This window comes from Moraxella sp. CTOTU47724, from assembly GCF_032014955.1.
GTDB lineage: Bacteria > Pseudomonadota > Gammaproteobacteria > Pseudomonadales > Moraxellaceae > Faucicola > Faucicola tetraodonis.
Window position 1 is genome coordinate 63,093 of sequence record NZ_DALZSV010000004.1, and the last position, 26,582, is coordinate 89,674.

The following is a 26,582-nucleotide window of genomic DNA, read 5'->3' on the forward strand; positions in this document are numbered from 1 at the left end:
CGCGGTCATGATCGAAGCTATCCACATCAAAATGGGTATGCGTATCAATTAATGGTAATGGTAATGGCAAATCAAACGAGCAAGCCGTATCATTTTTCATAGTCATATCATTTCAAATACTGTGGTTTGACATTGCCGTTTAGCTCGCTGTAAGGCACCGTCAATTGCGGTGCAGCCCACGCACGTCATCTATTTATCCTTTATTTGTTATCTGCACATAGGTTTACATAAAAATTTTAGCCATTGCTTTAGTTATGGTTATCCTGCTCAGCATTTTTATTGATAGGCTGCTCAACTGTATTTTTAGCGGATAGACTTTTAGGCGACTTGGTAACTTTATCGGCCCGTGGACCACTGCGTCTAGGTAGCAACAATAAAGCTGTCGCAGCAACCGCTAGTTTAATCACCCTCGATATGCTCATACCTTTCCTTTCCCTGCCTTAGTTTTTAAACCTTAGCTTTTAACAGTATTGCCATAAAAAAACCCATCAGTCGATACCCGTTTAATGGTGGACTAATGGGCTGTTTTCAAATGCCGTTATGTATATAGCTGTTATATGATAACGTAATTTGATAAGTATTTGATAAGTTTTAGAATTTTTTACCCAATACTTTTGCAGCTAGCTCTTTACCCATGGTAAATGCGGTAGTCTTGGCAGGTTTCGTGCCATTTGAATTTGCCGCAGTATTGTCAGCAGGCTCATTATCAACCGGTGCCGGATTATTTGCTTTGTTTTCAATGGTTGGCTGGGTTTTATTACGACCTTTTAACATATAATAAGCGGCACCAAGTACGCCAAGTTTAATAAGGTTTGATTTGTTTACACCATTAGGAAATTGCATAGTATCCTCACTTGTTATTGTCGATTATTCAAAAAAATATAGTAGTTGCTAAACTAAGCTAATGCCTATAGTTTAACAAATTATAAAGAATTTTACTAAAGTAGTTGAGTTAAGAATCTTTATATTTTGCCATAGTTTAGTTACGGTTTGGTAAATAGATAAATTCATGTCCAATGCTCATATATTGACCCATCATCTTGCGGAAATAGCCAAACAAATCCCGCAGGACATTCTTCAAGAAAAAACCAAATATAAAACAAGCCATCGTCTGTTAATAAAGCTTTTTCATGACTGGGAAAAGCGGTTTCCCATAACTTAAGTTGCTCATCAATCGAACCCGTTAAGAAACAGTCATTTTTGCCAAGTTTAAAATAACCATTTTCAAGAGCATAGCGTATAAAGTCAAAAAAAAATTTTTTCTTAAATTCGAAATCGTGCGTATCCCCAAACTCAGATAAATATTCATTATCCACAATACTTTGCCAAACATTATGGGATGTTAATCCCTTAACGTCATTTGCAAAAAAATTCAGAGCTTGTTTATACTTAGCTGAATTCAACTCGCACATAAAAATCAATGCTCACGGGTGGCGCTAAAGGTAATTTCTGGATAACGCTCTTGCATCAATTTAAGATTAACCCGGCTTGGGGCAAGATAGGTCAAATAACCACCGCCATCAACAGATAACTGGTCGTGGGCTTTTTTCTTAAACTTCTCAAACGCCACTTTGTCATCACAATGCACCCAGCGCACCGTCGCAATCGACACAGGCTCAAAGGTACATTGCACTTTATATTCTTCAAGTAGCCGATGCGCGACCACTTCAAACTGTAGCACCCCTACCGCGCCCAAAATCAAATCATTGTTGATTTGCGGCATAAATACTTGGGTGGCGCCTTCTTCTGATAGCTGCTGTAAACCTTTTTGCAGTTGTTTGGATTTTAGTGGGTCTTTAAGTACCACACGGCGAAATAATTCTGGCGCAAAGTGGGGAATGCCTGTAAAGTTTAAAGTTTCGCCTTCGGTAAAGCTATCGCCAATTTGGATGGTGCCGTGATTATGTAAGCCGATGATATCGCCCGAATACGCTTCTTCCAGCGCTTCGCGGTCACCTGCCAAAAATGTCAAGGCATCTGAAATGCGTACTTCTTTGCCCAAGCGCACATGTTTCATTTTCATGCCTTTTTCGTACTTGCCTGAACACACCCGCATGAAGGCAATACGGTCACGGTGTTTTGGGTCCATGTTGGCTTGAATTTTAAAGACAAAGCCGGAGAATTTTTCTTCATCGGCTTTGACGGTGCGTTCGACGGTGTCATGGTCTTTAGGCGCTGGGGCGTATTGGGTGAGTACATCAAGCACCATGTTAATGCCAAAGTTACCCAACGCCGTACCAAATAGCACAGGCGTTTGTTTACCGGTCAAAAATTCATCGACATCCCAATCTTCATGTGCCATTTTTGCAAGCTCTAGGCTTTCTTCAAATTCACGGAAGGCAATTTCACCGATTCTCTCGCGGACATCTGGATAGTCATAGCCGTCACGGCTCTCAATCTCGACAATCTCAGTGCCATGACCTTTTTGGTAAAAGTAGGTTTTATCCTCGCTGATGTTGTACACCCCAACAAAATGCTGACCAGTACCAATCGGCCACGTCATCGGCACACATTGGATTTTTAGGACATTTTCAATTTCATCAAGCAGTGATAACGGATCACGGATTTCGCGGTCAAGCTTGTTGACAAACGAGATAATCGGCGTGTCACGCATCCGACATACTTCCATCAGCTTGATAGTTCGTTCTTCGACCCCTTTTGCCCCATCAATCACCATCAGTGCGCTGTCTACTGCGGTTAAGGTACGATAGGTATCTTCTGAAAAGTCGGCGTGACCTGGGGTGTCTAGCAGATTGACCATGTTGTCGGCATAGGGAAACTGCATCACAGAAGTGGTAATCGAGATACCACGCTCTTGCTCCATGCTCATCCAGTCAGATGTCGCGTGTTTGTCGGTTTTGCGTGATTTGACTTCACCTGCGCGCTGAATTGCTTGCCCCCACAGCAGTAATTTTTCGGTCATGGTGGTTTTACCGGCATCGGGGTGCGAGATAATAGCAAAAGTGCGGCGTTTGGCGATTTCAGAATGTAGTGACATAGTGTTTGACTTAAAAGTAGCGAGGCTTGATAACCGATAAAAGAAAGAATAAAAAAGATGGCATATTGTAGCCGATTTTACGTTTGATTGCGATTTTCATGGGTGATTATTGCGCATCACGCACGCGATTTTGACAAAATTTTGTCATAAATCTAATACTTTAATCACTAAAATTGTGTTAGTTTTATCTCATCTTTTTTTATCTTGTTAAGATGTTATTTATGACCGCTGAACCACTTGGCAACAATCCTGAACCCGCACTTGAAAATAAAAACAACGCTTCGACTAGTGCTCATTTGGGCGATCCTTTTTTGACCAATGATCGACTACAGTGGTCAGATATGAAAAGTTTTTTGTTAGCGATTAGCAGTGTGATTGTTGTCTGGGTGCCAGTGCTATTGCTCCACCTGACTTTAGTGCTTTTTGCCACCTTAATTACTTATGCACTGATTCGCGGCATTGCCGGCTGGATTCATCGGCATGTCATTGCCTATATGCATAGCGCCTCGCGTCAGCAGCGTATGGGTAAAGTCGCAGAATGGTTTGCTATTGCTGTTTTGGCGACCATGATTTCACTCACTGTGTATGTATTTGGCGATTGGATTGCTGATAAAGCCAGTGTTGATGTCTTTAATAAGCTTATTCGACAGATATTGGACATATTTGACCAGCTTCATACCCTACTACCCGTTAGTATCTCTCAGCATCTACCCATTTCAGTCAGTTCATTTCAAGCTATGCTCATGAGTACTATCAAAAGTCATGCGCCACAACTACAGCTAGTGGGTATCCATACGTTACGCGGGCTTGGCTATGTGCTAGCGGGGGTCGTGATTGGTTGTATTGTGGCATTGCAGGTACCTGTGAATAGCGCAGCGCATAAAACCCCATTTACCCAGCATTTGCGCCAAAAATTTGATGAACTTATCATGGGGTTTAATGATGTATTTTTTGCGCAAGTCAAAATCTCTAGTATCAATACCATCTTAACCTCAGTGTTTTTGCTAGGGATATTACCGCTACTCGGTCATCCGCTACCGATGGCTTGGACCGTTGTGCTTATCACCTTTTGCGCAGGGCTATTTCCTGTCGTTGGTAATTTGGTCTCAAACATTGTTATCGTCTTGCTTAGCCTGACTCACGGGCTTGGCATCAGCATTTTATCGCTTGTGTGGTTGGTGAGCATTCATAAACTTGAATACTTTTTAAATGCGCAAATCATTGGGCACAAAATCCGAGCGTCTGCTTGGGAGTTGTTGTTATTTATTTTGGTGCTTGAAGCGACTTTTGGGTTGGCGGGACTCATCAGTGCGCCAGTGATTTATGCCCAAATCAAACGTATTTTGGCAGATAGGGGCTGGGTTATATAAACACCCCTACTCGCTACAGGACACATTAACAAATAATTTGCCCAATAAATTGAATTTTTAAATCTTATCGCCATTAATAACAGAACACGGCTTTATTGTTACAGTGTTGTATGGTTGAATGATTAAAAATGTGTTTTAAAGTCTATCAACTGCCAAAATTTTAATGATTGATGTTACAATTTACATTAACATTTTTTGGCGTATTTTGAGGTTTAGCCAAAAATTGAAAGATTTTCACGGATATTGTAGTGAAAAATCCTAGCAATTTTTAATTTCTAGTAATTTTTAATTTATTGTGCCAAAAAAGCGATTTGCCAATCCATTCATTGATTCATAAGGAATTTTAGCGATGTCTACTATCAATAATAACAACGTTGTACATTTTCATTACACCTTAAAGGACGACGAAGGTAACGTCATTGACCAATCACCAGAAGGTCAACCTTTAGCCTACTTACATGGCTACCAAAATATTATTCCAGGTCTTGAGTCACAACTAGCGGGTAAATCAGTGGGTGACAAATTTACTGCAAGCATTGAACCTGCAGATGCTTATGGCGAATTTGATGATGCGGCAGTACAAGAAGTCCCTCGCGAAAACTTCCAAGGTGTCGAAGATATCCAACCAGGTATGCAGTTCCAATCGCAAACTGAAGACGGTCATGTGATGTTAGTCACTGTGAAAGATGTACAAGAGGACAAAGTGATTGTTGATGCTAACCATCCTTTAGCGGGCAAAAAACTTCATTTTGATGTGGAAGTGGCAAGCATTCGTGACGCATCAGATGAAGAGTTACAACACGGTCATGTACACGGTGCAGGCGGTCATCACCACTAAGTTGTCATTAAAGCTTAGAAAGATTAAATGGAAGGCTATATTTATAGCCTTCTTTTTTTGAGCAAAATTTTACCCTATGAAATAATTTTACGGGGTGTAAGAAACGCTTTATGTTATTTACAAAATCATTGATTTAGTTACGTTTTTTGATGCTTTACTATAGTTTCTACCACATACTGTGCGCTAGATTTTGGCATACTAGTCATATACCCAATAGCCAATAACGAATAAGCAATAACGATTTATCATTGGGTATATATTTTTAATGATAAATAATCAAACTAAGTACAACAAAGGATACTACTCATGAACGAGAATACAATTAAAGGTCAATGGGAACAAGTTAAAGGCGCTGTAAAAGAAACTTGGGGTGACTTAACTGATGATGAAATTACCCAATTGGAAGGTAATCGCCAAAAGCTATCAGGTAAAATCCAAGAGCGTTATGGCCGCGCCGAAGATGTGGTAGAAAAAGAAATCGACGACTGGTCAGCCCGTCATGACTATCGTTTCTAGAATAGATTAACTCCTCCTCCAAAGTAAAAAAGCCATATCAGATGATATGGCTTTTTTACCTGCTATCCTAGCATCACTGACCTCATCCTTAAGGTCCTTACTAACTGGTAGTGAATTTCTTGACTCATCCTAAGTCTCACTCCACCTGTTTATCAAGCATCATTCCTTAATACTACGATAAACCATTCCTTTATTGGCAATTCTGTCCCTATCTCAATCCTTGAGAACCATCCCTGTGCCGTTGAATGTATTATTACAAAATTTACCATTCGGTAACAGTCGTACAAACGTCAATGCATGTAAGCTTTTGCTTACACGCATTTTGGCATTAGGGGCGTTGGTTGTTGGCTGCCTGTGCATCAAGCATGACATTAGCCGCTTCAATCACAAATGCTTCACTTTCAGGCAGCTTTGGACGTTCGGCTTGTTTTAGACGGCTACGGACTTCTAACTCTGCATCTTGTGCAGCTTGGTACGCTGTCCACGTGCTATAGGGGCTCTCCCCATTGGCTTGGCGTCTCGCATTTTCTGCCGCCAACATTTTTGCCTCAATGTTTTTGCGGAAAGTACGGCGGTCATTGATGTCTAATTTGACAGGCTTCTTATCATCTTCCTCATTACGGATTCTGTTGAGTTGGCTTAGATAAGCAAACTGGGCATTGGCTGCTTGACGCTGTTGTGACAAGGCATTGAGCGATTGCAAGGTCTCACGGGAATAGTTGCCCGCAGGTTGGTACGGCGCGGCACGAATGGTATCCCATGCCAGTGGGTTTTTCATGCTACGTTCACCAAACTCCATGCCTTCATAGATATTGACTAAACGGACATCGGGTACCACGCCTTTATTTTGGGTACTGCCGCCAGTGATACGGTAGAACTTGCGCTGGGTTAACGTCGCTGACCCTAAGGCAAGGTTATCAAGCTGAATTTGTGCTGAGCCTTTACCTGTGGTCGTGCTACCGACAATCAGACCGCGACCATAATCTTGAATCGCTGCCGCAAAAATCTCGCTGGCTGATGCCGAGCCTTGATTAACGAGTACGGTCATCGGGCCTGTATACAGCTGCTTACCTTTGTCTTCGTCTTCATACACTTGGATATTGCCGCGGTTATCACGAATCTGTACCAGCGGACCTGACTTGATGAACAGGCCAATCATTTTGGCAACTTCATCGAGTGAGCCACCGGGGTCATCACGCAGGTCTACCACTAAGCCATCGATATTTTGCTGGTTCAAGGCTTTTAACGCCTTTTCCGTATCAATGCTGACGCTACGATAGTCTTCTCCCGCACGGCGGGCTTTATAGTTGAGATAAAAGCTTGGGATTTCTAGCACACCGATTTTTTTGGCTTGCCCGTTTTTATCTTTGACACTAATTACCCGATGATTGACGCCCGACTCTTCTTGCTTAATCACGTCACGTATGAGGGTGACATTACGCGCGCTACTGTCTGGGGTATTAGGCGCTTTGACGCGCACGGTGACGGGTGAACCTTTTTTACCGCGAATGAGGTTCACCACTTCCCGTGTCGAATAACCGACGGTATCGACCATGCCTTTATCTTCAGTCGATACGCCGATGATTAAGTCATTGGGTTTGATTTGCCCCGAACGAGCGGCAGGCCCGCCATCAACTAAGCTAATAATACGGGTGTAGTCAGGGTTCTTGCGATCGGGCTGAATCGAGACGCCGATACCGACCAATTCAAGGGTCGATTGGATTTGCATCTCATTGGCTTGCACGGGGGCAAAATAATTACTGTGCGGGTCATAGGCTGCCATCGCTGCATTTAACAGGGTTTCAACGATTTGGTCGCTATCGATACGCTGTAGCTGCGCATATTGGCGCTTTAAACGCTGGTCTAGCACTTGGCTTGGTGAGCGCGTTTCGTTTTTGACTAAATCACTGGCGTTGTATTTATCGGCATTTTCTTGCAAAAACTTGTCTTTGTTTTTGTCTTCATCTTGATTGATGGTCATGCCAATGAGCTGGTAGGTCAGCTGTTTGCGCCAAAAATCGCGTTGCTCGGCAACGGTTTTAAACCGTGGCAATTTTTCACGGTTCATAATGACCGTTTCGTTACTCTGTAAGCTCACAGGGGATTTTAAAAAGCTGTCGGCAAAGCTATAATACGCTTTTGAGCGCTCAATAAAGCGCTGATAGATTTCAAAACCTGGTTTTAAATCACCGCGTTTGAGATAATCGGCAAAACTATTGCCATATTTTTGGGTAAATTCATCAATATCGGACTGCAAAAACACGCTATGATTGGGGTCAAGCGCATCAAAATAGTCGCTTAAAATTTGCCTGCCCGTTGCCGCATCCATTCTTTTATCTAGATAATGGCTACGATCCAACAACGCTGCGACTTGCCGAGTCACCTGCCGCTGCTCGTTATTGATCTGTCCGACGCTCGTCGATGCTGCAATGGCGGTTTGGTAACTTTGTCCCAGTATCGCCCCACCCATCAACAGGGCAAATACACTGGCGGTAAGTTGTTTGTATTGCATGACTTTCCTTACTCTATTTAATGAAGCGATAAACAGAAAAAACTGACAGCCCATCTTAGCACTGTCAGTTTTTCCACACCATACAAAACGTGTAAATGTTCGACTCAAATCCTCTATCAAACCTAATCGTTTGTAGCGGTAAGTTGTTGTGTTAGCCAATCAATTGATTGTCTTTAAACAGTTGGTTTAATTGCGCGGCAGTGAGCAATTGTTTTTCACCGTCTTGGCGATTGACATATTCGTAGTTCACTTCGCCTGTTTCGCTGATATTTTTCTCTGAGATAACGATACGATGGGGAATGCCAACGAGCTCTAAATCGGCGAATTTTACCCCCGCACGCTCGTCTCGGTCATCAAGTAGCACATCAACACCTTGGGCTTTTAGCTCAGTGTAAAGCGCTTCGGCAAGTTGCATTGCTTTGTCCCCTTTCGCTGGGTCTAGAGCATCTTTCATTTTGCCTTTAATCATCGGTACAATCGCCACAGTGAATGGCGCAAGGCTCTCACCTGTGCTACTGGTTTTCCAAATGATACCATTGTCATCGTGGTTTTGTTCAATTGCGGCGGCGACGATACGGGTCACGCCGATACCATAACAGCCCATCATAGTAATGACAGGTTTGCCCTGCTCGCCCATCACCGCACAGTTTAACGCTTTGGCGTATTTGTCACCCAACTGGAAAATATGACCGACTTCGATACCGCGGCGGATTTGTAAAGTACCTTGTCCATCTGGGCTTGGGTCGCCTGCTACCACGTTGCGAATATCGGCAATTTCGGTGATGGACGCATCACGCTCCCAGTTGACGCCCGTGGTATGAAAATCTGGCTTGTTGGCACCGCTAACAAAATCTGATAACACCGCAGCCGCACGATCTACAATCACTGGCATGTTCAAATCAAACACCCCGATATACCCTTTGTGCAGGCCCGCCGCTTGCATCGCCTCTTCGCTCGCCATGGTGAGTGGGGCTTTGACTTGCGCCAATTTTTCGGCTTTGATTTCATTTAGGGTATGATCGCCCCGTAACACTAACGCGACTAAGGTGCTTTTACCTTCTGCGGTAGCTTCACCTTCGACGATTAAAGTTTTGACCGTCTGTGACAATGGCAAGCCTAAATGCTGAGCCACTTGCTCACAGGTTGGCATATTGGGCGTGCTGACATCGGCTTTGTCCTGCGTTGGGGTAGCACGTTCACCGACCGCCACCGCTTCAGCAAGCTCGATATTGGCCGCATAATCTGAGCTATCTGAAAATACGATATCGTCTTCACCACTGCCAGCGAGGACTTGAAACTCATGCGACGCAAATCCACCAATCGAGCCAGTATCGGCTTGCACCGCACGAAAGTCTAACCCAAGACGGGTAAAGATATTATGATAGGCGCGATACATATCATCATAGGTGCGCTGTAATGACGGTTGGTCGATATGAAACGAATAAGCATCTTTCATGATAAATTCACGTGAACGCATCACCCCAAAGCGTGGGCGAATTTCATCACGAAATTTGGTTTGTACTTGGTAGTAGCTCACAGGGAGCTGTTTATAGCTTTTTAACAAGTTACGCGCGATATCGGTAATCACTTCTTCATGCGTTGGACCTAACACAAAATCACGTTGGTGACGGTCTTTAAACCTAAGCAGTTCAGGGCCATAGGCTTCCCAGCGACCCGATTCTTGCCAAAGCTCGGCAGATTGCACCACAGGCATTAGCATCTCTTGGCAGTTGATGGCATCCATCTCTTCACGGATGATTTTTTTGACTTTTTGTAAGGTTTTTAGACCCATCGGTAGCCACGTGTAGAGACCCGACGCAGATTTACGAATCATCCCTGCACGGAGCATTAATTGGCTGGAGATGATATCGGCATCACTTGGGGTTTCTTTTAACGTTGCAAAAGTAAATTGACTGGCTCGCATGGCACACCTTGTTTGTACGGCTTGAAATAAGAAAAAAACGAGAATGGATAGACTATTTGGTAAACCGATTATCTTATTTTATGCCACTGGGTGGTGCAATAGTTTTTTTAATTTTTGCCAAGTCGATGCCGTATTTTTGGACTTAGCTTTTTTAATTTTAGCATTTTTATAAATTAGGAAAATCATTATGACAATTTGGTCATACCCATTGGCTATTTAAACTAGCTACATTGAAATCATGACAAGTCATAACCATACAAAATAGCATCCACTATTAAACTGTTAGGAATGGATACATGACCCAACTACCCACTTCATCTTCTACGCCATCACCTGAGGCAAAACCGACTGCAAACTTGCCAGAACCGCCTGCACCGGGTAACAAAAAGCCGGTTTCTTTTTGGGTAAGTTTATTTTTACTGGCGGTGATTGCGGTGGCGGGTTGGCTATTTTTGCAGTGGCAACAAGCAAATACCCCTAAAAAAGTTGAGGTATTAACCCGCGAAGGGGTGGTTACTAAGATTCAAAGTCTCAATCGACTACAAACCGTGGCATATAACATCGATACCGTTATCACCAGCCAAAAAGAAGGCAATTGGTATGCCCTGTGGCAAGATCAACAAAAGGGGCTTTTTGTCGCTCATGGACGGGTGACCGCGGGCATTGACTTAAATCAATTAAAACCCACTGATGTACAAGTGACCTCAGATGGTAGCCATGTCAGTATCACCTTGCCCGCTGCGCAGATTTTGGATAGTTATTTAGATAACATTGAAGTGTATGATATTCAAACAGGGGTATTTGGCATGGTGCAAGCCGACCCGCAAATATTTAACCAAGCGCAAGTGGCTGGCAAAAACCAAGTGCTGACATCGGCTTGCCGCTCTGGCATTTTACAAACTGCCAACGATAATGCCCAAAAACAAGTGCAATCGCTATTTGCACTGGCAAATGTACAAGTCACTGTGAAAGTTACTGCGCCCACTAACAATTGCCGTTAAACCGATTGTTTGCCTATCAATAAAACCAATCCAAGGATAAAAGCGTTTTTTTGTTTTATGTTATTTTTGTGCGCTGGCAGAATTGGTATGAAAGGCATAAATAATGGATATGTAACCTACCTTAATAATAAGAATGTTGCTAAAATCTCAACTTTATAACCCGCTAGTTTTAGACGACATTTATTTGCTACTCTCATCAAAAATTGCAATAATAATAGCCACTTAACATGTCCATTTCAACAAGGGTTATGTTAATTTATTGCAAGGATGCTTGATGGCGTTTTAGTTGTGTAAAAGATCAATTCGCTAGCTGTTGGAGAGTTTACTGAATGAATGTCACGTCTGCCTCAGATCGTCTAAAAAAAGTAATGCGGATTGCTTTGGTTGGCATCAAGCCTGGCGACCAAGTGATGCTAAAAGGGTATCTACGCATCTTGCTTAGACTCGAAGCAGACCTTGAATGGGTATCAGCGAACAATCAGCAAATTGATTTATTTATGGTCAATCATGATTTTCGTCATGCTGAAAGCGTTCAAAAGTTAATTAGTAGCAAACCCAATACGGCCACTATTTATACCGCTCGTAGTGAGACGGAAAACGGCTATTTATCGCAAGATTTATTGGTGTTGCCGCTCAAAGATTTAGAGCCGCTCAGTGAGTGGTTGTTTTCACAACTACCGTTTTTTTCTGGTGTGTCTGTCAGCAATAAGGCATCCACTGCCGCTAAACTCACCGCTGATGCCTTTGACGCTTCTCAATCAGCGACAGATACTATAGCCAACCAGCGCGTAGCTTCAAATCCGCCTGCTCAAGCTGCCAATCCATCATCTGGTGTTGCACACTCTGCGCAAGCTTCAGCTGTTACAACTAGTCATACCCACAATGCGCCTAATCAACTTGCCGAATCCAGCCAGTCGATGGCATCAACCACCACTAACGGCACTGTCAATGATGAGTATTTAATCGGATTTGCCCAAATTTTTAGTCAGATTGCCCAGCGCCATAATGAAGTGCTGAGTATCAAAAGCCCTGCTGGCACCTTATTTGCCTATATCAATCCAAAACAGCAACGGGTTTGGGAGGTGTCTGAGTACATCTCATCCAATCAGCCTTGGATTATCTCGCTTGCTGATGATGTGGCTGCCAATCAGCTAGATGTCAAAACTGCTAAAAACTTGGTGCAATGGCTATGGGACTTGGCTAGCACACATGGTCAAAAATTTGAAGGTTTGCTAGATTCGCACATCAACTACCATATAGACAGTTGGGTAAAACCTATCCATGATGCCGACCAACATGACCATCTTAAAATCCAATGTGTACTAGAAGCCCGTTCGTTAACGATTGATGAATTGGTAGCACGCAGTCAATGTTCGCTACCCCAAGTCAAAAAAACACTCATTGGTTTATTTGTGGCAGGTGCATTGCCTGCTTCGGTCTATCAGCAAACTATCGCTCAGCTCAATAGTAAAACGATTAGCCAGCCAGTGACTCCATCCATGTCGCCAGCAGAAATATCACTGCCAAAAATGTCACCCGCTCAAGTGACAGTAGCTGAAATGACACCCGCTGAAAGCACCCAGACTGAGCCGCAGCCAATTACGCCCAGTGCGCAACCTGCTTTTGTTGAACAACCTGCTGCATCTGCTACGGTACCACCCACAGCGTCTGCGAACCAACCTGAGTCAGCCCACATCCAGCATCAGCCACCCGCGCCTACCAAACCTCAATCAAAACTCGATGAAATCCTTAGCCGCCGTGCTATGGCAGAATCATCAGCCAATACCTTGTCCAATATTGCAACTACCTACAATAGCCCTTGGAATAATAGTACCACTGAGCCTGAACCCATCTTAGCGAGTGCTACATCGTCACAAGGTTCAACCTCGCCCACACAAGAAACTGGCAGCAATAGCATGATGGGGTTTTTAGGACGTCTACGTCGACGCTTGGGATTGTAAATCTTTCGTTAAGATGATTGATAATTTGATTATATTATCAGGGATTTATTAATTTTTTTTACTTAACAGCGTGGTTTCGCGTATGATACTAACGCAATTTTTTTCCTAATATTGTATTTATATTAATGCAATGAGTGTAAGGCTTTCTACATGCAACGTCTCAAAATTGTTTTTAGCGGACCTATGGGTGCGGGAAAAACCCAAGCCATCGCAAGCTTATCGGATATCCCTGTGGTGTCGACTGAAGTAAAAAATACCGACCTTCATGTCAACACCAAGGCATTGACGACGGTGGGTATGGACTACGGTGAATTGGTGCTAGAAGGTGGCATCAATATCGGGCTATATGGCACACCTGGGCAGGAACGCTTTAACTTTATTTGGCCGATTTTGTCGCAGGGGGCGATGGGGGTTATTATTTTGATTGACCATGCCGCCCAAGACCCTGTGGCAGATTTGGCAAATTATTTACAGACGTTTACTAAAATTTATACGGGTCGTATCGTTGTGGGTATCAGCCAAGTTGATAAAATGCCTGAGCGCGACTTTGGCATTTATCATGACTGGTTGGCTGCCAATGATAAGAATCTGCCTATTTTCCCAGTCGATATGCGAAAAAGAGAAGATGTGCTGTTACTGGTTGATACCATTATTGCATCACTTGAATTGACAGCGCAGTGAGCGCATGATTGAATTACGGTATATGGCTTACGTTAACAAGCTATTCGGTAAACGCAGCCATTTGACTTAGATATTGAGCGTAGCGACTGACAAACTCGACAGCAATTTTAAAACCGTTACGCTAGTAAATATTTGGATACCAATATGAATGACCAATTGTTTCAAATGGAAAGCCGCATTAAGCCCAGTGAGCAATTTATTGCCCTATCTAATGAAGTATTGCACGAACTCATTCATACCACGAGTGGCATTGAAGGGGTGTTGTTGTCATCGACCGATGGCTTTGAAGTCAATTCAATTTTTCAAAAAACCTATGATGGCGGCAAATTATCCGCGGTCGGCAGCTCAATCTTGGCATTGGTACAGGCATTGACCGCCGAAGCACAGCTTACTGGCTGTCGCTCAGTCATCCTAGATGCCGAAAACGGTAAAATCATGATTAGCGCCGTGCCTAGTCAGTTCCAGCCGATGATTGTGATTGTGGTGACCAAACAACAAGTCTTGCTCGGTCAAATCATGCACGGTATGAATAAAGCGATTAACCGTTTAATAGAGCTCGATAAAGAATTTCATTAATACACAGTTAATTTATATCACACCTACTGTAAAGCCCTCAATAGCATTGAGGGCTTTTTTCATGTCCATCATATCCAACCTTTCAAACGTGCAATTCTTGATATTTTCTACAGTTCATCCGACTTTTTATGCAACTTAAGTTTAATAATTTAGCCAAATGTGCTTTAAAAATTGCTATGGATTGCCCCATTACCTTTCATCGGTATAATTCATCATTTTGTCATATAACCTGACTACACTACCGTCACCGACGGACGATGGTTTATCGATTTTCTCAACAGGATAACGCAATTTGAGAAATTAAGATAAACCATCGTTTTTATTTTGCGTTAACGGCGGCTTTAAGAGTTTGTAAGCTTTTTTACTTGGGCTAAGCGATGCAACGGGTCATTTAATTAGCCAATCAATTTGCCAACAGATAAGTGACAATGATGAATTTTTCCAACCTTACCACACGCTTGTTATGCGTATTATTGCTGGTTTTTTTGGTGTTTTTGGCGATGGTGTATTGGATCATTGACCAGCAAGCCAAGCCTGAAGTCGCCAAACTGACCTCTCAGACTATCATTGAAACTGGCAATGAGGCGGTGAATGGTATTTTGTCGCGTGTGAGTCAAATTGATGGCATGGCAGTGACAGCCAGTCGTATGACTGGCAGTTTGCCCAAAAATGCCGATATCATCAACACCAGTGTTGGCAATTTAATGGCAAATATGGATAAAGGCATTGTCGGCGGCGGTATATGGTATGACCCTTTGATGTACAAACCTAACGTCGATGAAGCCGCGTTTGTTTGGCAACGGGATATGCAAGGTGTCATGCAGTCTGCGAGCCACTATCAAACCATCAATCCTGGCTACCAAGCACCAAGCAAACTTACCGCAAATCGGGTGGACAGCCAGAAAACCCAACCACAGCTTGCCATGCCCTATTACCGTGATTGGTGGTATGTGCCTGCTGTGTATGCCAATCATGACCACTGTGTGTGGAGCCGTGCTTATATTCACCCGGCGACCAAACAGCCGGTCATGACCTGTGCCAAGGCGATTTTTAATGCCCAAAACAATGGCTTTGAAGGGGTGGTGAGTTTTGATGTGCTGCTCGGCCGTATGCAGTCGATGGTCAAAGAATGGCAGCGCAAAACAGGCGGTTATGTGTTTTTGGTCGATATGAACAACAACTTTTTGACCTTCCCCAATGAAGCCCAAGTCAAACAAGTGACTGCTACTAATCCGCAAGGCGAAATGATTGACGTCAATAGTTTTGCCAAGAAAAACTCTGATTTTGCCCCCATTGCCAAAAGCTTAGACAACATCAATGACAGCATCATCAAACAAGCGCAAAAAATAGACGGTGGTAAATTTGATTTTACCGCCAATACGCTAGTGAGTAGTACCAACCTACAAAAAATTTCTCCCTCAGAGGCACGCATCATTTCAGCCATGCTAATGACCCAAAGCGGACAAAATGAAAATCTCAATGCCACCCATTTTGTCGAACAAGTCAGTTTAGACAACGATTTATTGCTCAAAACCCCTTCCACAGCGTTTATTTTTGCCATGCCGATGACCAATTGGAAAATGGTCATCGTCAAACCCAATCAAGAACTGATGTTATTTGCCAATCAGCTAGGTAAACAGTTGCAATGGTATATGCTATTGGGTTTCTTACCGGTACTGCTATTAAGTGGTTATATTTTCCACCGTATTTTGGCGGTACCGCTGCACCAAGTCGCTCGTAACGTCCGTGAAATCGGTCAGTTGATTGCACAAAAAAAATATCTATCACTCAGTGATCACAAATTACCACCGGCAAACATTCAAGAAATTGGCGTGATTACTGACTCGATGAACCAGCTGGTTGATCGGGTGGTCGAGAACGAAGGCGCATTAGCACAAGTCAATGAACGCTTAGAGCAGCAAGTGGCAGAGCGTACCGAAAACTTACACCAAGCATTAAAAGATTTAAAAGCCTCTCAAGTGCAGTTGGTACAATCAGAGAAAATGGCAACCATCGGTCAAATGGTCGCAGGTGTTGCCCATGAAGTGAACACGCCATTGGGTTATGTGGGTAGTAATTTAGAGTTGATTGATGAAAATATCGTACGCTATGACGAATTGATTGACCATACCCAGCAGCTCAAACAACTGATGCAAGATTCGCCGACTGATACAGCAACCATCAATCAAACGATTGAACAAACCATTGCTTGCAGTGATGAATTGGTCGCCGATGCGGTGAGTGATGATTTGCATGGATTGGTGGATGATGCCAAATTTGGGGTTAGCCAAATCTCAGAATTGGTCGTCAATTTACGTGATTTTTCTCGCATCGACCAAGCCAAAATCAAAGCCGTCGATATCAACGACTGTATCAAAAACTCCCTAGTCATTGCCCGTAACAATATCAAGCATTTAGAGGTGATAACTGAGTTAAATGCTATCGAACCGGTTAGTTGTAACCCATCCCAGATTAACCAAGTGCTGCTAAACCTATTTAATAACGCAGCACAAGCGATGGGGCAAACTCAGCACCCTACATTACACATTACTAGCACAGAAGACGGCGCCAATGTGTATATCAGCGTGGCGGACAACGGTACTGGGATGAGCGCTGAGACCCAAGCCAAGATTTTTGAACCATTCTTTACCACCAAAGCGGCAGGCGAAGGTACGGGACTGGGTCTTGCCATTTCGACCCAAATCATGGAACAGCATAACGGCGATATTCATGTGCAATCACAACTTGGCGAAGGCACGACATTTACCATCAGATTGCCCAAAACAGCGATTAGCAGCGAGCAATCACCCAAGCTTTTAATCGCAGAAGAAAGCTAATGCTAATGTTAGATAACCGATAACCGATGGCTGACAGGCAATCTGCTCAGCCATAAAAGAGCCACACTTGATTGTGGTCAACCTTAATTGTAGTCAACCTTGATTTTAGTCAACATACCTAAGTGACATGACCATGATAACGACTGTAACCAAACCCAAAATCGCCTTTATCGATGATGAAGACCGCATTCTACGCAGCCTAAAAATGCATTTTCGCGCCACCCATGATGTGTTTACCACTACCGAGCCCGATGAGCTACTAAGCTATGTACAAAATAACGAGGTCCAAGTGGTGATTAGCGACCAACGCATGCCAAAAAAACTGGGTGTCGAAGTACTAAAAGAGGTCAAAGACGTATCACCCCATACTATCCGCATCTTATTGACCGGCTATGCAGACTTAACTGCGGTAATTGATTCCATCAACGAAGGGGAGATTTTTCGCTATATCACCAAACCTTGGCAGACGGATGAACTTAAAAGTATCGTCAATCAAGCCACCCAAATCGCGCTGCAAACCAAAGATGTATTCAAAGAAAATCTGCATGTCGCTCAGCCAACCATCGCCAAACGCAAAGTGTTGGTTATCGATGACAGTGAGATGGTATATTTACAGATGCAGCAAAAATTCACCCAGTTTGAAACGCACTGGGCGAATTCATTAGAAAAAGCGATTGAGCTACTAGAAAACGACCGTTTTGGCGTGGCCATCACCGATGTGTCCTTGGGTGGCGAGAATATTTCACCCGTAATCTATGCATTAAAACAAAGCTTTCCAGATTTAGCGGTATTGGTACTCACCTCACTCAACGATAGCCACACCTTAATCGACTTGATCAATAAAGGGCAAGTCTATCGCTACCTACCGCGCCCCAGTAATTTGTTGTTACTCGAAATCAGTATTCAGCGCGCTTATGATTATCACGAAACCTTAGTCAATCAACCAAAATTACAAGCGCGACATGTCGTTGATGCCGTCACTGAAGTTGAAACGCGTAGTTTTGGTAATAAAGTCAAAAAATTCTTATCACGCTTTGGTATTGGTAAATCGCGCTTTGCCTAGCTTAAAATCTAGTGGGTAAGATAACAGGTTCAAAGCGTCGCATTTGAGCCGTCTCAATCCATGAATGCTAGCCATAAAAAAACCACCCAAATTCAAGACTTAGGCGGTTTTTTGATAGCCAATGATTAAGCTGTTTGCTCGTACACTGGGTGTTTGGCGCAAATTGCTTGGACTTTTTCACGCACTTCGCCGATAACTTTTTCATCACCGCGGCTATCGAGCACATCACAAATCCAGCCAGCCAACTCTCTTACTTCCGCTTCACCAAACCCACGGGTAGTGACTGCGGGCGTACCAATACGCACCCCTGACGTTACAAACGGTGATTTAGGGTCATTTGGTACCGCGTTTTTGTTGACAGTGATGTGAGCATCGCCCAACCATTTATCCGCTTCTTTGCCGGTGATTTCTTGTTTGATTAAGCTAATCAGCATTAAGTGGTTTTCCGTGCCGCCCGAGACGATATCATAACCGCGCGACATGATGACGTCTGACATGGCTTTGGCGTTTTTAACCACTTGTTGTTGGTAGGCTTTGAAATCTTCGCTTAACGCTTCTTTAAAACACACCGCTTTACCCGCAATCGCGTGCATCAATGGACCACCTTGGTTGCCAGGGAACACAGCAGAGTTGAGTTTTTTCTCAATCTCTGGGTTGGCTTTTGCCAAGATTAAGCCTGAACGTGGACCGCGTAGGGTTTTGTGGGTGGTGGTGGTAGTAACGTCAGCGATTTGCACAGGGCTTGGATAAACACCTGCGGCAACCAGTCCTGCTACGTGCGCCATATCGACCATCAAGTATGCGCCAACGCTGTCTGCGATGTCGCGGAATTTTTGCCAATCAACCACTTGGCTATAAGCAGAAAAACCCGCGATAATCATTTTGGGTTGGTACTCTTTGGCTAGGCGTTCCACTTCATCATAGTCGATAATGCCCGTTTCTTTGTTTAAGCCATATTGTACGGCTTTATAGTTGATACCAGAGAAGTTTACATGCGCACCATGCGTCAAGTGACCGCCATCAGCAAGGCTCATGCCAAGTACCGTGTCACCCGCTTTTAATAAGGCTAAAAATACCGCGCTGTTGGCTTGGCTACCCGCGTGTGGCTGAACGTTGGCATAGTCTGCGCCAAACAATTCTTTGGCACGGTCAATCGCTAATTGCTCAACCACATCAACATATTCACAGCCACCGTAATAACGTTTGCCTGGGTAACCTTCAGCATATTTATTGGTCAATTGGCTACCTTGCGCTTCCATCACCGCTGGTGAACAGTAGTTTTCTGAAGCAATCAGTTCAATATGGTCTTCTTGACGTTTGGCTTCATTGTCCATCGCTTGGGCAAGTTCAGCGTCAAACTGGTGAATAGTGACATTTTTAAACATGGCAATTTCCTTTTAAGTGAGTCAAAAAATGGGCGGACAAAACCGAAAATATGGCTTAGTTTAGCATGGTTTGGTTGTTTGAGTTAGCATAATCCACAGGTTTGGCTGAATTTGTCTCATTATTCGCCTGCGATTTTTGAGGTTATTTATCAAGCGTTGGGCTAACCAAAGCGGCTCAAAAAATCACTCGATACTGCGATTAACACGATATTAAAAAGTCACCGTAAAAAAGACAGCCGCTGCGACTGTCGATTTTTGGTTGGCTGTGTTTATTTTGCTATATTTTTTAGCGATGTTTTTTAGCGATGTTTATTTGGTTATGTTTTTTGGCCGGGTAAAATTAGTGCAAGGCACAGTGGTTTTTGTACTTATCCTTCTCGTTTGTCAGTGCTGACATGAATCATGCCGTTTTCTTCTTCACCCATAAGGCTATTTTCAAACGCAGGTAAAAAGGTTTCACTAATCAAAAAATTTCTGCCCTGCCATTGGTAAAGGGTGGTGCGTCGCCAGCCTTGCGCTGTCACATCAATCCAGCGGTTGGTCATCGTGGCGCCATGCCGACGAAACAGTATATAGCCAATCGGTGTTGTGCCCAGATTCGCCAGTTTTCGCGCATTACCAATGAGACTGGCAAACGGAAATACGGACCGCGCCGCCACCCACGCATCTTGATTAGGCTTGCCAAATAATAAGGCTTCGCGTACCCATGCCGATTGGCTCACCCCAAGCGGTAACTGTAGTTGGCGCTTTTCACTCAGGGACAAGGTTTGCCGCCCTTCAAACGTCGGCTGTACGATGAGTTTATGCCGAGATAAAGCTTCAAATTTGGCGGTGAGCGACCCTGTTGACGTCAGCCAAGGGATAAGTTTCGGCGGTATCTGCTGTTTGTGTGCTGCGCTCAAATGCGCGCCAGCCAGGTTTAGGTTTAGACCAACATTTATCATTATTTTTTCAAAAACTCATTATCGGGTATTGTGCCTTGCGCGGCAATGTCGCCAAAAAATTGGCTTTTATAGGTGTCATTAAAAGGTAACGCGGTCATCGCATCGGCTTGGTACGCCAATATAACGTGCTGTTCGTCTTGGCAAAACTGGGCAATGGCAGGTGCAAAAACCTTGTCATAAACACGGTGTAGCGAATGGGTTAACACCGGATAAAAGCCGCGAATCAGCTTGTGCTCCCCTTGGGTGCCAGGGTCAAAGTAGCGCAAGCCTTGCTTGATAGCAAACTCAATGCCTTGGTAATAACAGAGCTCAAAATGTAAACAATCATATTCTTCTAGGCAGCCCCAATAGCGACCATATAACGTGCTGATAGCGGCATCGCCATCGAAAAAAAACAAACTACAAGCCACGATATCACCGTGCGCGTTATGCGCTTGAGCGAGCATCAGCTTGTCTACCATAGTCTGCCCAAGCTGCTTAAAAAATGCTAAATTCAAATACGGCTGCCGTCCTCTCACCAGATAGGTCATGGCATAGCATTGGTAAAAAACTGCCCAATCCGCCTCGGTGATATCGTCACCGATTTTAACCTGACAACTTAAATTTTGTTTGAGTACTTTTTGGCGTTCCACCTTAATTGACTTGCGTTTCTTGGCAGTTAATGTTGCCAAAAACTCATCAAAACTTGCGAATTTTTTATCCTGTAGGTTGCGATTTTGCCATAAAAACTGACAGCTTAGCCTCTCGCAAAGATTGGGCATATTGTGCAACGCTTGGACATTTTTTGGGGAGACAAAAAGCCCGTGCCAAGTGGATGCTTGATAGCGACTTGCCAACTCATCAATCGCTTGTAGTAAGGTCTCATACAGTGGCGCGGTTAATGACTTACCTTGTGCCACCCAAATTCGCTCGCCGGTGACGGGTGTAAAAGGCACGCTTGTCACCAATCTTGGATAATAATTTCTACCATAGCGCTCAAAGGCTTCTGCCCAGCTAAAATCAAACACATATTCACCTTGATGATGCTTTTTGATAAACACAGGCATCACAGCAATCAGTTGAGCACTGTCATTTACAATCTGCACATACTGCACCCACCAATCGCTGCGCTCACCAATCAGCTTTGCATCTATCAGCGCTTGCCAAAAATTAAAGTGCATAAAGGGCGTATCAGGCGTCTGCCACTGTGTCTGTAAGTGCCAGTCAAACTTAGTGGTAAATTGATAGTGATAGGACATATGTTAGTATTATTGTAGTTGTATGAACGGATTATTATACCTTGTTTTTAGCCAAAAATACGGGCTTATCCTTTTACGCAATCTGGCACAATTTGACACAATTTTGCAAAATATGTATGGCGTTGGGCGGTGTGGTTTATAACGGTGACTTTGTTGCAATAACCAAATTGCAATAGCCAAGATTAGCGTTTACACTGAACAACTTAGCAGCCAACTGCTTGATGCGATTTAAGCTTTTTTTCACTCACTTGTCACCCTCTACCATGCCGACACTGATTTTATTTAACAAACCTTATGGCGTACTCAGCCAATTTCGCAGCGATGATAATAACAACTTTGCGACGCTCAGCGATTATTTTAGCGACAAAAGCCTACGCGTGGCGGGGCGATTAGATGCCACTTCCGAAGGATTGCTACTGCTAACCGCTGATGGACAAGTCAATAAAGCCTTGACCCATCCACCCAAAGCCAATGCAGGCAAACAACAAGGCAAAACCTACTGGATACAGGTGGAAGGCGATGCAAGCGATGCCCAGTTACAACAACTACAAACAGGGGTGCCACTCAAAGACGGTATCACCTTACCTGCCGAAGTTGTACGGCTAAGCGAAACACAAATTGCCGAGCATATTTGGCAAGCGCCGGACAAGATTGCCAAACGCAAAGTCACCACGTGGCTCGCCATTACTATTTTTGAAGGTAAAAATCGTCAAGTACGTCGCATGGCGGCCCATGTGGGACTGCCTTGTCTTCGGCTGATTCGCATGGCATCAAGTGGCTTTAGTTTGGGAAATTTAGAGGTTGGCGCATCCACACAAATACATTTATCACCTGCCGATTTAAAGCGACTGGGTGTCCAACCTTTATCCGCAGCAACCACAAAGCCACAATCGCGCAAAAAACCTCGCCTGTTAACGCCTAAATCGCCACAATCAAAGCACCCAACAAGCCGACACAGACAGCCCTGAGTGAACAGCCGTGAGCAGACAACCGTAAGGAAACCGCTATGAGAAAACAGCCATGATCGGTTACATCTATCGTTTTTTTCAAAGCCGCCCTCGTCTACTGTTAGGGTTTGCCACCATGGTGGTGGTGTATTTTGGGTTATCGACGCTGGTTGGCCTATTGCCCAAAGATTGGACGTTGGCGGTAGCCTATGATAAATTGAAGTTTGTGACGCAATTTTTGCTGGCTTGGAATATCGGACTTTGGGTTTATTTACTGGCTATTTTTCGGATGATGTATAAAGCCGATCAAAATGCAATTTTGGATAAAGCCCATGCTGAAGACGAAGGCACGATGTTAATGCTGATTTTGGTTTTTGTCACAGCCATTGTCAGTATGCTAGCGATTGTCGTAGAGTTGGGCGCGAGCAAGGACGCCAAAGGCGCTTTGATGCTGTTTCATATCGCGCTCACCGCCATGACGATTTTGACGGCCTGGCTGTTTATTCATACCATGTTTGCTATTCATTACACCCACGAGTATTTCTTGCTTAAAGAAGAAAAAAACACAGAAATGCTAGATTTTCCTAACGATGACGACCCCGCCTACTGGGATTTTTTATATTTTTCCTACATCATTGGCACATCTGGTCAAACAGCGGATGTCGCCTTCAACACCCAGCAAAGTCGAATCATCGGTACCATTCATTGTGTGTTATCATTTTTCTTTAATACCGCAATTTTAGCCTCATTAATCAATATGTCAGCGGGTCTAATCGGTTAAAGTTAAATAAGTCAGCTAAATGAGTCAGCCCAATACAGCTAAATGAGTCGGTCAATTCAAGTGAATACATCGTCAAAATCGCTTGCTGTATGAGGTATACTATCCTCGCTTGTGGTCCTCGTCTTAACATAAAGTGATAGGACTGTCATATCCCACTACGCTAATATCTCGCTACTTTATAACTAGGAAATTGTATGATCGCACAATATTTGATGGTCGATAACGCCCTGCTCGAGCAACTGCAAAATGCCACTGATACAGCGCGAACGGCGTTACTTGAAAGTATGAGTGAGCAGCCTCAAGCACAATTGGTAGATTTGGGCAAACTGTGGGACATCATCCATTTTGTGTTAACCAAACACAGCGCCACCCAACCTGTACCCGATGAGCCTGTCAGCGAGTTTGTGGTGGGTGTAGAAACCTTTAGCGACAATGAAGATGCCGATTTCATTGCTTTTATCCCGTGGGCACATATTGTCGAAATCGTTGATGTACTAGAACAAATTAACTTTAAAAAACGCTTAGAAAAAGTCTCAATGAAGTCACTACGTGAGCAAGCTATTTTCCCACCCAATATTTGGCAAGACAAAAAGGAAAACTTGGATAAAGAATTACTGGCTTCATATAATGAGTTATTGGCGTTTTATAATGACGCCTTAGACAATGGCGATAATATTGTGGTGAGTATTTTATAACGCCGATATAGTCCTTTTTTCATTTTTTGAACCAAAAAAGCACCTTATAAAAGGTGCTTTTTTTATCAATTCGCTGATGAAAATATCATCTAGCTTGACTTGAACTTCATTAGTTAACCGATTGTGGTGCAAGGATAATCATCTCTACACGGCGGTTTGGTTCATAGCTTGAGCCAAATTGTGTTGTCGCACCGCGACCAATAGCGCTGATACGGTTACCAGAGATGCCACGATTGACTAAGTAATTAGCGACTGCTGATGCACGGCGTTGTGATAACGCTTGGTTTCTATTTGCATCACCTTCCACTGAGGCGTAACCATTTACTTGAATGTTAGTTTGGTTATAGTCACGTAGTGTGGTAGCTACTTTGTCTAACGTATTATAGAAGTTAGGTAGAATAGTAGAATCACCAACGCGGAAAGTTATCGCTTCTGGGATAGACAAGTTAATGTTATTAGTCACTGGGTCACGTGTTACCGTCACGCCAGAACCTGCGGTTTCTGCACGAAGTTTAGCTTCTTGTTGCTGCATGTAGTAACCAACACCAGCACCTAGTACACCACCGATTGCCGCATCACGACCGGTTCTTTCACCGCCCGTTGCCTTTGAGACACCCGCACCTGCGGCTGCCCCTAATAGACCACCAATAAGCGCTTTATTGTCGGTAATGCCTGTTGTTGTCGTACCAGTTGGCGTTGTTGCACAACCTGTTAAGATAACACCTGATGCTAAAGTAGCTGCTAATAATTTAGTACGCATGAGTAATCTCCTTTGAATTCCTCTAGTTATAATTACTTAGTTATAATTACTTAGTTATAATTGTCACGCACCAACTTGTTGTTTTTATCTCATTTGCCAGATAAACCTGACAACACTCAGTTGCTTTGTGATTGAGCTCATTATGCAATAAACTTTTCCTTTATATGTAATGATTTGTCTTAAGGATGTTGTAGGATGGCATAATTTGTTACAAAATATTTTCAAGTATTCATTATTTATATTATTTATTCTTATATATTAAATGCTTTGTGATTTTGTTGAAAACTATGCTGCATAGTCAACCTATCATCTACAGATTATTCAATAACTTGTTAATTTTTAATAAAAATTTTTGACAATTAACTTTACTGGGATTTATAGTGTAGCATCGTTAAACTCGAAAGATTTGTGCTTGCCAGTGTATAAAAATTTATTAGTGAACATTTTTGACGTTTGCTAAACTAACACTTATTTTTACAATTAATGAAGCCAAATTAATGAAGCCAAGTATTTTTTCTTATGTCTCATTCAAATAAGCTTTTTTGAATAAGCTTTGTGGGAGCCAAATATGACAAATAACAATAAACCATCATTGCTCAAAAACACGTTCAACAAACTGCGTAAAACATCATTACCTTTGGCGCAAAACGCCAGCTTAGCGGTGGCGGCAGGCACCATTACCGGCAATTCAGTGCTGTTTAGTCTACCGCTTTGGGCGATGGGCGCGGTAAAAACATTGACGGGTCATCCATTGGCAGATAAATGCGTGTTAAAAATAGCCAATCACTGGATCAACACCAACAATCGCTTAATTGAAAATATCCTGCCCGATATTGATTTTCGCGTCAACCTGCCTGATGACTTATCGGTTAATGGCAAATATATTTTGCTGAGTAATCACCAATCTTGGGTCGACACCACTGTCATTCAATACATCAGTGAAAACCGACTGCCGTTAACGCGATTTTTTGCCAAATACGAGCTACTGTATATCCCAATTGTGGGGCAAGCCTTTTATTTTTTAGACTTTCCGATGATGAAACGCTACTCGAAAGCAGCGATTGCTAAAAATCCAGCGCTAGAAGACCGCGATATCATCGAAGCCAAACGCGCTTGTCAAAACTTACTCGACAAGCCTTTTACCTTACTTAACTTTATCGAAGGCACGCGGTTTACCCAAAAAAAACATGACTTGCAACAATCACCGTATCAACATTTGCTAAAACCCAAAGCGGGCGGCATTGCGCTTGCATTGGGTGCGTTGGGTAACGATTTAGACGCGGTGCTTGACATGACGATTGTGTATCCTGACGGTATTCCTACCTATCAGGATTTATGGCAAGGTAATATCAAACGCATCGGGGTTGATATTCAAAAAATTGCATTGCCAGATGATTTGCTACAGCGGCTCATGGATGGCAAATACCAACAGGATGAACAAACCAAAAAAGATATGTACCGTTGGCTTAATGACTTGTGGCAACAAAAGGACCAACGTATCCAAGCCATGCTCGATGATTTTACCCGTCATCCCTAGCGACGCCTTACTAGTGAC

The 26,582-nt window shown here is 43.4% G+C and carries 23 protein-coding genes; 13 read left to right on the plus strand and 10 right to left on the minus strand.

All coding sequences use genetic code 11. The features are described from left to right. Positions 1–248: 248 nt before the first annotated feature. The 4 genes from RTR63_RS01895 to RTR63_RS01910 all read right to left on the minus strand — a co-directional run bounded on the left by RTR63_RS01895 (position 249) and on the right by RTR63_RS01910 (position 2,998). Positions 249–422, minus strand: coding sequence for a hypothetical protein (locus RTR63_RS01895; protein WP_156652285.1), 174 nt, complete (start codon positions 420–422; stop codon positions 249–251). Positions 423–591: 169 nt separating this feature from the next. Further along, complete coding sequence (locus RTR63_RS01900; protein WP_065254141.1) at positions 592–843, minus strand: hypothetical protein; 252 nt, start codon at positions 841–843, stop codon at positions 592–594. Positions 844–1,007: 164 nt separating this feature from the next. After that, a complete protein-coding gene (locus RTR63_RS01905) occupies positions 1,008–1,412 on the minus strand; it encodes a DUF596 domain-containing protein (protein WP_083106467.1) in 405 nt (134 codons plus the stop codon). A gap of 5 nt (positions 1,413–1,417) precedes the next feature. Further along, positions 1,418–2,998: a peptide chain release factor 3 gene (locus RTR63_RS01910; RefSeq protein ID WP_050325426.1), complete on the minus strand. Its 1,581-nt coding sequence runs from the start codon at positions 2,996–2,998 to the stop codon at positions 1,418–1,420. Between the two features lie 221 nt (positions 2,999–3,219). On the opposite strand from RTR63_RS01910, the gene RTR63_RS01915 reads away from it, so the two are divergent. From RTR63_RS01915 to RTR63_RS01925, 3 genes are all read left to right on the plus strand, one after another. Next, positions 3,220–4,368 carry an AI-2E family transporter gene (locus RTR63_RS01915; RefSeq protein WP_312522363.1) on the plus strand — a complete coding sequence of 383 codons (1,149 nt, stop codon included), beginning with the start codon at positions 3,220–3,222 and terminating at the stop codon, positions 4,366–4,368. 349 nt (positions 4,369–4,717) lie between these two features. Next, positions 4,718–5,206: an FKBP-type peptidyl-prolyl cis-trans isomerase gene (locus RTR63_RS01920; protein ID WP_065254139.1), complete on the plus strand. Its 489-nt coding sequence runs from the start codon at positions 4,718–4,720 to the stop codon at positions 5,204–5,206. A 306-nt stretch (positions 5,207–5,512) separates the two neighbouring features. Then, entirely contained in the window at positions 5,513–5,722 is a 210-nt protein-coding gene (locus RTR63_RS01925) for a CsbD family protein (RefSeq protein ID WP_060995603.1), read from the plus strand. Positions 5,723–6,050: 328 nt separating this feature from the next. Here the strand turns inward: RTR63_RS01925 and RTR63_RS01930 are convergent, their stop codons facing one another. Continuing rightward, positions 6,051–8,234: a carboxy terminal-processing peptidase gene (locus tag RTR63_RS01930; protein ID WP_312522364.1), complete on the minus strand. Its 2,184-nt coding sequence runs from the start codon at positions 8,232–8,234 to the stop codon at positions 6,051–6,053. A 151-nt stretch (positions 8,235–8,385) separates the two neighbouring features. Continuing rightward, positions 8,386–10,158, minus strand: coding sequence for a proline--tRNA ligase (locus RTR63_RS01935; protein WP_312522365.1), 1,773 nt, complete (start codon positions 10,156–10,158; stop codon positions 8,386–8,388). Between the two features lie 296 nt (positions 10,159–10,454). Here RTR63_RS01935 and RTR63_RS01940 point away from each other — a divergent pair, with 296 nt between their 5' ends. The 6 genes from RTR63_RS01940 to RTR63_RS01965 all read left to right on the plus strand — a co-directional run bounded on the left by RTR63_RS01940 (position 10,455) and on the right by RTR63_RS01965 (position 18,277). After that, positions 10,455–11,159: a DUF4230 domain-containing protein gene (locus RTR63_RS01940; RefSeq protein WP_312522367.1), complete on the plus strand. Its 705-nt coding sequence runs from the start codon at positions 10,455–10,457 to the stop codon at positions 11,157–11,159. A 329-nt stretch (positions 11,160–11,488) separates the two neighbouring features. Next, positions 11,489–13,120, plus strand: a complete 1,632-nt coding sequence (locus RTR63_RS01945) for a hypothetical protein (protein ID WP_312522368.1) — start codon at positions 11,489–11,491, stop codon at positions 13,118–13,120. A 150-nt stretch (positions 13,121–13,270) separates the two neighbouring features. Continuing rightward, positions 13,271–13,801: a GTP-binding protein gene (locus RTR63_RS01950; RefSeq protein ID WP_312522369.1), complete on the plus strand. Its 531-nt coding sequence runs from the start codon at positions 13,271–13,273 to the stop codon at positions 13,799–13,801. A 144-nt stretch (positions 13,802–13,945) separates the two neighbouring features. Then, complete coding sequence (locus RTR63_RS01955; RefSeq protein ID WP_128680284.1) at positions 13,946–14,377, plus strand: roadblock/LC7 domain-containing protein; 432 nt, start codon at positions 13,946–13,948, stop codon at positions 14,375–14,377. Positions 14,378–14,808: 431 nt separating this feature from the next. Further along, positions 14,809–17,214 carry a sensor histidine kinase gene (locus RTR63_RS01960; RefSeq protein ID WP_312522370.1) on the plus strand — a complete coding sequence of 802 codons (2,406 nt, stop codon included), beginning with the start codon at positions 14,809–14,811 and terminating at the stop codon, positions 17,212–17,214. Positions 17,215–17,347: 133 nt separating this feature from the next. Next, complete coding sequence (locus RTR63_RS01965; RefSeq protein WP_222118149.1) at positions 17,348–18,277, plus strand: response regulator; 930 nt, start codon at positions 17,348–17,350, stop codon at positions 18,275–18,277. Positions 18,278–18,402: 125 nt separating this feature from the next. Here RTR63_RS01965 and glyA read toward each other — a convergent pair whose 3' ends face one another. From glyA to RTR63_RS01980, 3 genes are all read right to left on the minus strand, one after another. Further along, on the minus strand, positions 18,403–19,662 hold the full coding sequence (gene glyA / locus RTR63_RS01970) for a serine hydroxymethyltransferase (protein ID WP_312522371.1): 1,260 nt from the start codon (positions 19,660–19,662) through the stop codon (positions 18,403–18,405). A gap of 368 nt (positions 19,663–20,030) precedes the next feature. After that, positions 20,031–20,606, minus strand: coding sequence for a chorismate--pyruvate lyase family protein (locus tag RTR63_RS01975; RefSeq protein WP_007115423.1), 576 nt, complete (start codon positions 20,604–20,606; stop codon positions 20,031–20,033). After that, a complete protein-coding gene (locus tag RTR63_RS01980; protein ID WP_312522372.1) occupies positions 20,606–21,844 on the minus strand; it encodes a GNAT family N-acetyltransferase in 1,239 nt (412 codons plus the stop codon). Before RTR63_RS01980 ends, RTR63_RS01975 begins: the two co-directional genes overlap by 1 nt. A gap of 221 nt (positions 21,845–22,065) precedes the next feature. Between RTR63_RS01980 and RTR63_RS01985 the strand changes: the two genes are divergently transcribed. The 3 genes from RTR63_RS01985 to RTR63_RS01995 all read left to right on the plus strand — a co-directional run bounded on the left by RTR63_RS01985 (position 22,066) and on the right by RTR63_RS01995 (position 24,267). After that, the gene (locus tag RTR63_RS01985; protein ID WP_312522373.1) at positions 22,066–22,812 is read left to right on the plus strand and encodes a pseudouridine synthase; all 747 of its coding nucleotides are present in this window, start codon (positions 22,066–22,068) and stop codon (positions 22,810–22,812) included. 52 nt (positions 22,813–22,864) lie between these two features. Further along, entirely contained in the window at positions 22,865–23,572 is a 708-nt protein-coding gene (locus RTR63_RS01990; RefSeq protein WP_050324991.1) for a DUF1345 domain-containing protein, read from the plus strand. Positions 23,573–23,766: 194 nt separating this feature from the next. Next, on the plus strand, positions 23,767–24,267 hold the full coding sequence (locus RTR63_RS01995) for a YfbM family protein (protein WP_050324990.1): 501 nt from the start codon (positions 23,767–23,769) through the stop codon (positions 24,265–24,267). 109 nt (positions 24,268–24,376) lie between these two features. Here RTR63_RS01995 and RTR63_RS02000 read toward each other — a convergent pair whose 3' ends face one another. Further along, positions 24,377–25,027, minus strand: coding sequence for an OmpA family protein (locus RTR63_RS02000; protein WP_312522374.1), 651 nt, complete (start codon positions 25,025–25,027; stop codon positions 24,377–24,379). 568 nt (positions 25,028–25,595) lie between these two features. Between RTR63_RS02000 and RTR63_RS02005 the strand changes: the two genes are divergently transcribed. Next, positions 25,596–26,564, plus strand: a complete 969-nt coding sequence (locus RTR63_RS02005) for an acyltransferase (RefSeq protein ID WP_312522375.1) — start codon at positions 25,596–25,598, stop codon at positions 26,562–26,564. The last annotated feature ends 18 nt before the right edge of the window (positions 26,565–26,582 follow it).

What these genes read in the sequence shown, in the direction of transcription:
- RTR63_RS01930 (WP_312522364.1), bottom strand. Translation starts at nt 8,234, where the DNA reads ATGCAATACAAACAACTTACCGCCAGTGTATTTGCCCTGTTGATGGGT.
- RTR63_RS01980 (WP_312522372.1), bottom strand. Translation starts at nt 21,844, where the DNA reads ATGTCCTATCACTATCAATTTACCACTAAGTTTGACTGGCACTTACAG.
- RTR63_RS01920 (WP_065254139.1), top strand. Translation starts at nt 4,718, where the DNA reads ATGTCTACTATCAATAATAACAACGTTGTACATTTTCATTACACCTTA.
- RTR63_RS01900 (WP_065254141.1), bottom strand. Translation starts at nt 843, where the DNA reads ATGCAATTTCCTAATGGTGTAAACAAATCAAACCTTATTAAACTTGGC.
- RTR63_RS01995 (WP_050324990.1), top strand. Translation starts at nt 23,767, where the DNA reads ATGATCGCACAATATTTGATGGTCGATAACGCCCTGCTCGAGCAACTG.
- RTR63_RS02000 (WP_312522374.1), bottom strand. Translation starts at nt 25,027, where the DNA reads ATGCGTACTAAATTATTAGCAGCTACTTTAGCATCAGGTGTTATCTTA.
- RTR63_RS01910 (WP_050325426.1), bottom strand. Translation starts at nt 2,998, where the DNA reads ATGTCACTACATTCTGAAATCGCCAAACGCCGCACTTTTGCTATTATC.
- RTR63_RS01955 (WP_128680284.1), top strand. Translation starts at nt 13,946, where the DNA reads ATGAATGACCAATTGTTTCAAATGGAAAGCCGCATTAAGCCCAGTGAG.
- RTR63_RS01940 (WP_312522367.1), top strand. Translation starts at nt 10,455, where the DNA reads ATGACCCAACTACCCACTTCATCTTCTACGCCATCACCTGAGGCAAAA.
- RTR63_RS01965 (WP_222118149.1), top strand. Translation starts at nt 17,348, where the DNA reads ATGATAACGACTGTAACCAAACCCAAAATCGCCTTTATCGATGATGAA.
- RTR63_RS01950 (WP_312522369.1), top strand. Translation starts at nt 13,271, where the DNA reads ATGCAACGTCTCAAAATTGTTTTTAGCGGACCTATGGGTGCGGGAAAA.
- RTR63_RS01990 (WP_050324991.1), top strand. Translation starts at nt 22,865, where the DNA reads ATGATCGGTTACATCTATCGTTTTTTTCAAAGCCGCCCTCGTCTACTG.
- RTR63_RS01935 (WP_312522365.1), bottom strand. Translation starts at nt 10,158, where the DNA reads ATGCGAGCCAGTCAATTTACTTTTGCAACGTTAAAAGAAACCCCAAGT.
- RTR63_RS01945 (WP_312522368.1), top strand. Translation starts at nt 11,489, where the DNA reads ATGAATGTCACGTCTGCCTCAGATCGTCTAAAAAAAGTAATGCGGATT.
- RTR63_RS01895 (WP_156652285.1), bottom strand. Translation starts at nt 422, where the DNA reads ATGAGCATATCGAGGGTGATTAAACTAGCGGTTGCTGCGACAGCTTTA.
- RTR63_RS01960 (WP_312522370.1), top strand. Translation starts at nt 14,809, where the DNA reads ATGAATTTTTCCAACCTTACCACACGCTTGTTATGCGTATTATTGCTG.
- RTR63_RS01915 (WP_312522363.1), top strand. Translation starts at nt 3,220, where the DNA reads ATGACCGCTGAACCACTTGGCAACAATCCTGAACCCGCACTTGAAAAT.
- RTR63_RS01925 (WP_060995603.1), top strand. Translation starts at nt 5,513, where the DNA reads ATGAACGAGAATACAATTAAAGGTCAATGGGAACAAGTTAAAGGCGCT.
- RTR63_RS02005 (WP_312522375.1), top strand. Translation starts at nt 25,596, where the DNA reads ATGACAAATAACAATAAACCATCATTGCTCAAAAACACGTTCAACAAA.
- RTR63_RS01905 (WP_083106467.1), bottom strand. Translation starts at nt 1,412, where the DNA reads ATGTGCGAGTTGAATTCAGCTAAGTATAAACAAGCTCTGAATTTTTTT.
- RTR63_RS01975 (WP_007115423.1), bottom strand. Translation starts at nt 20,606, where the DNA reads ATGATAAATGTTGGTCTAAACCTAAACCTGGCTGGCGCGCATTTGAGC.
- RTR63_RS01985 (WP_312522373.1), top strand. Translation starts at nt 22,066, where the DNA reads ATGCGATTTAAGCTTTTTTTCACTCACTTGTCACCCTCTACCATGCCG.
- glyA (WP_312522371.1), bottom strand. Translation starts at nt 19,662, where the DNA reads ATGTTTAAAAATGTCACTATTCACCAGTTTGACGCTGAACTTGCCCAA.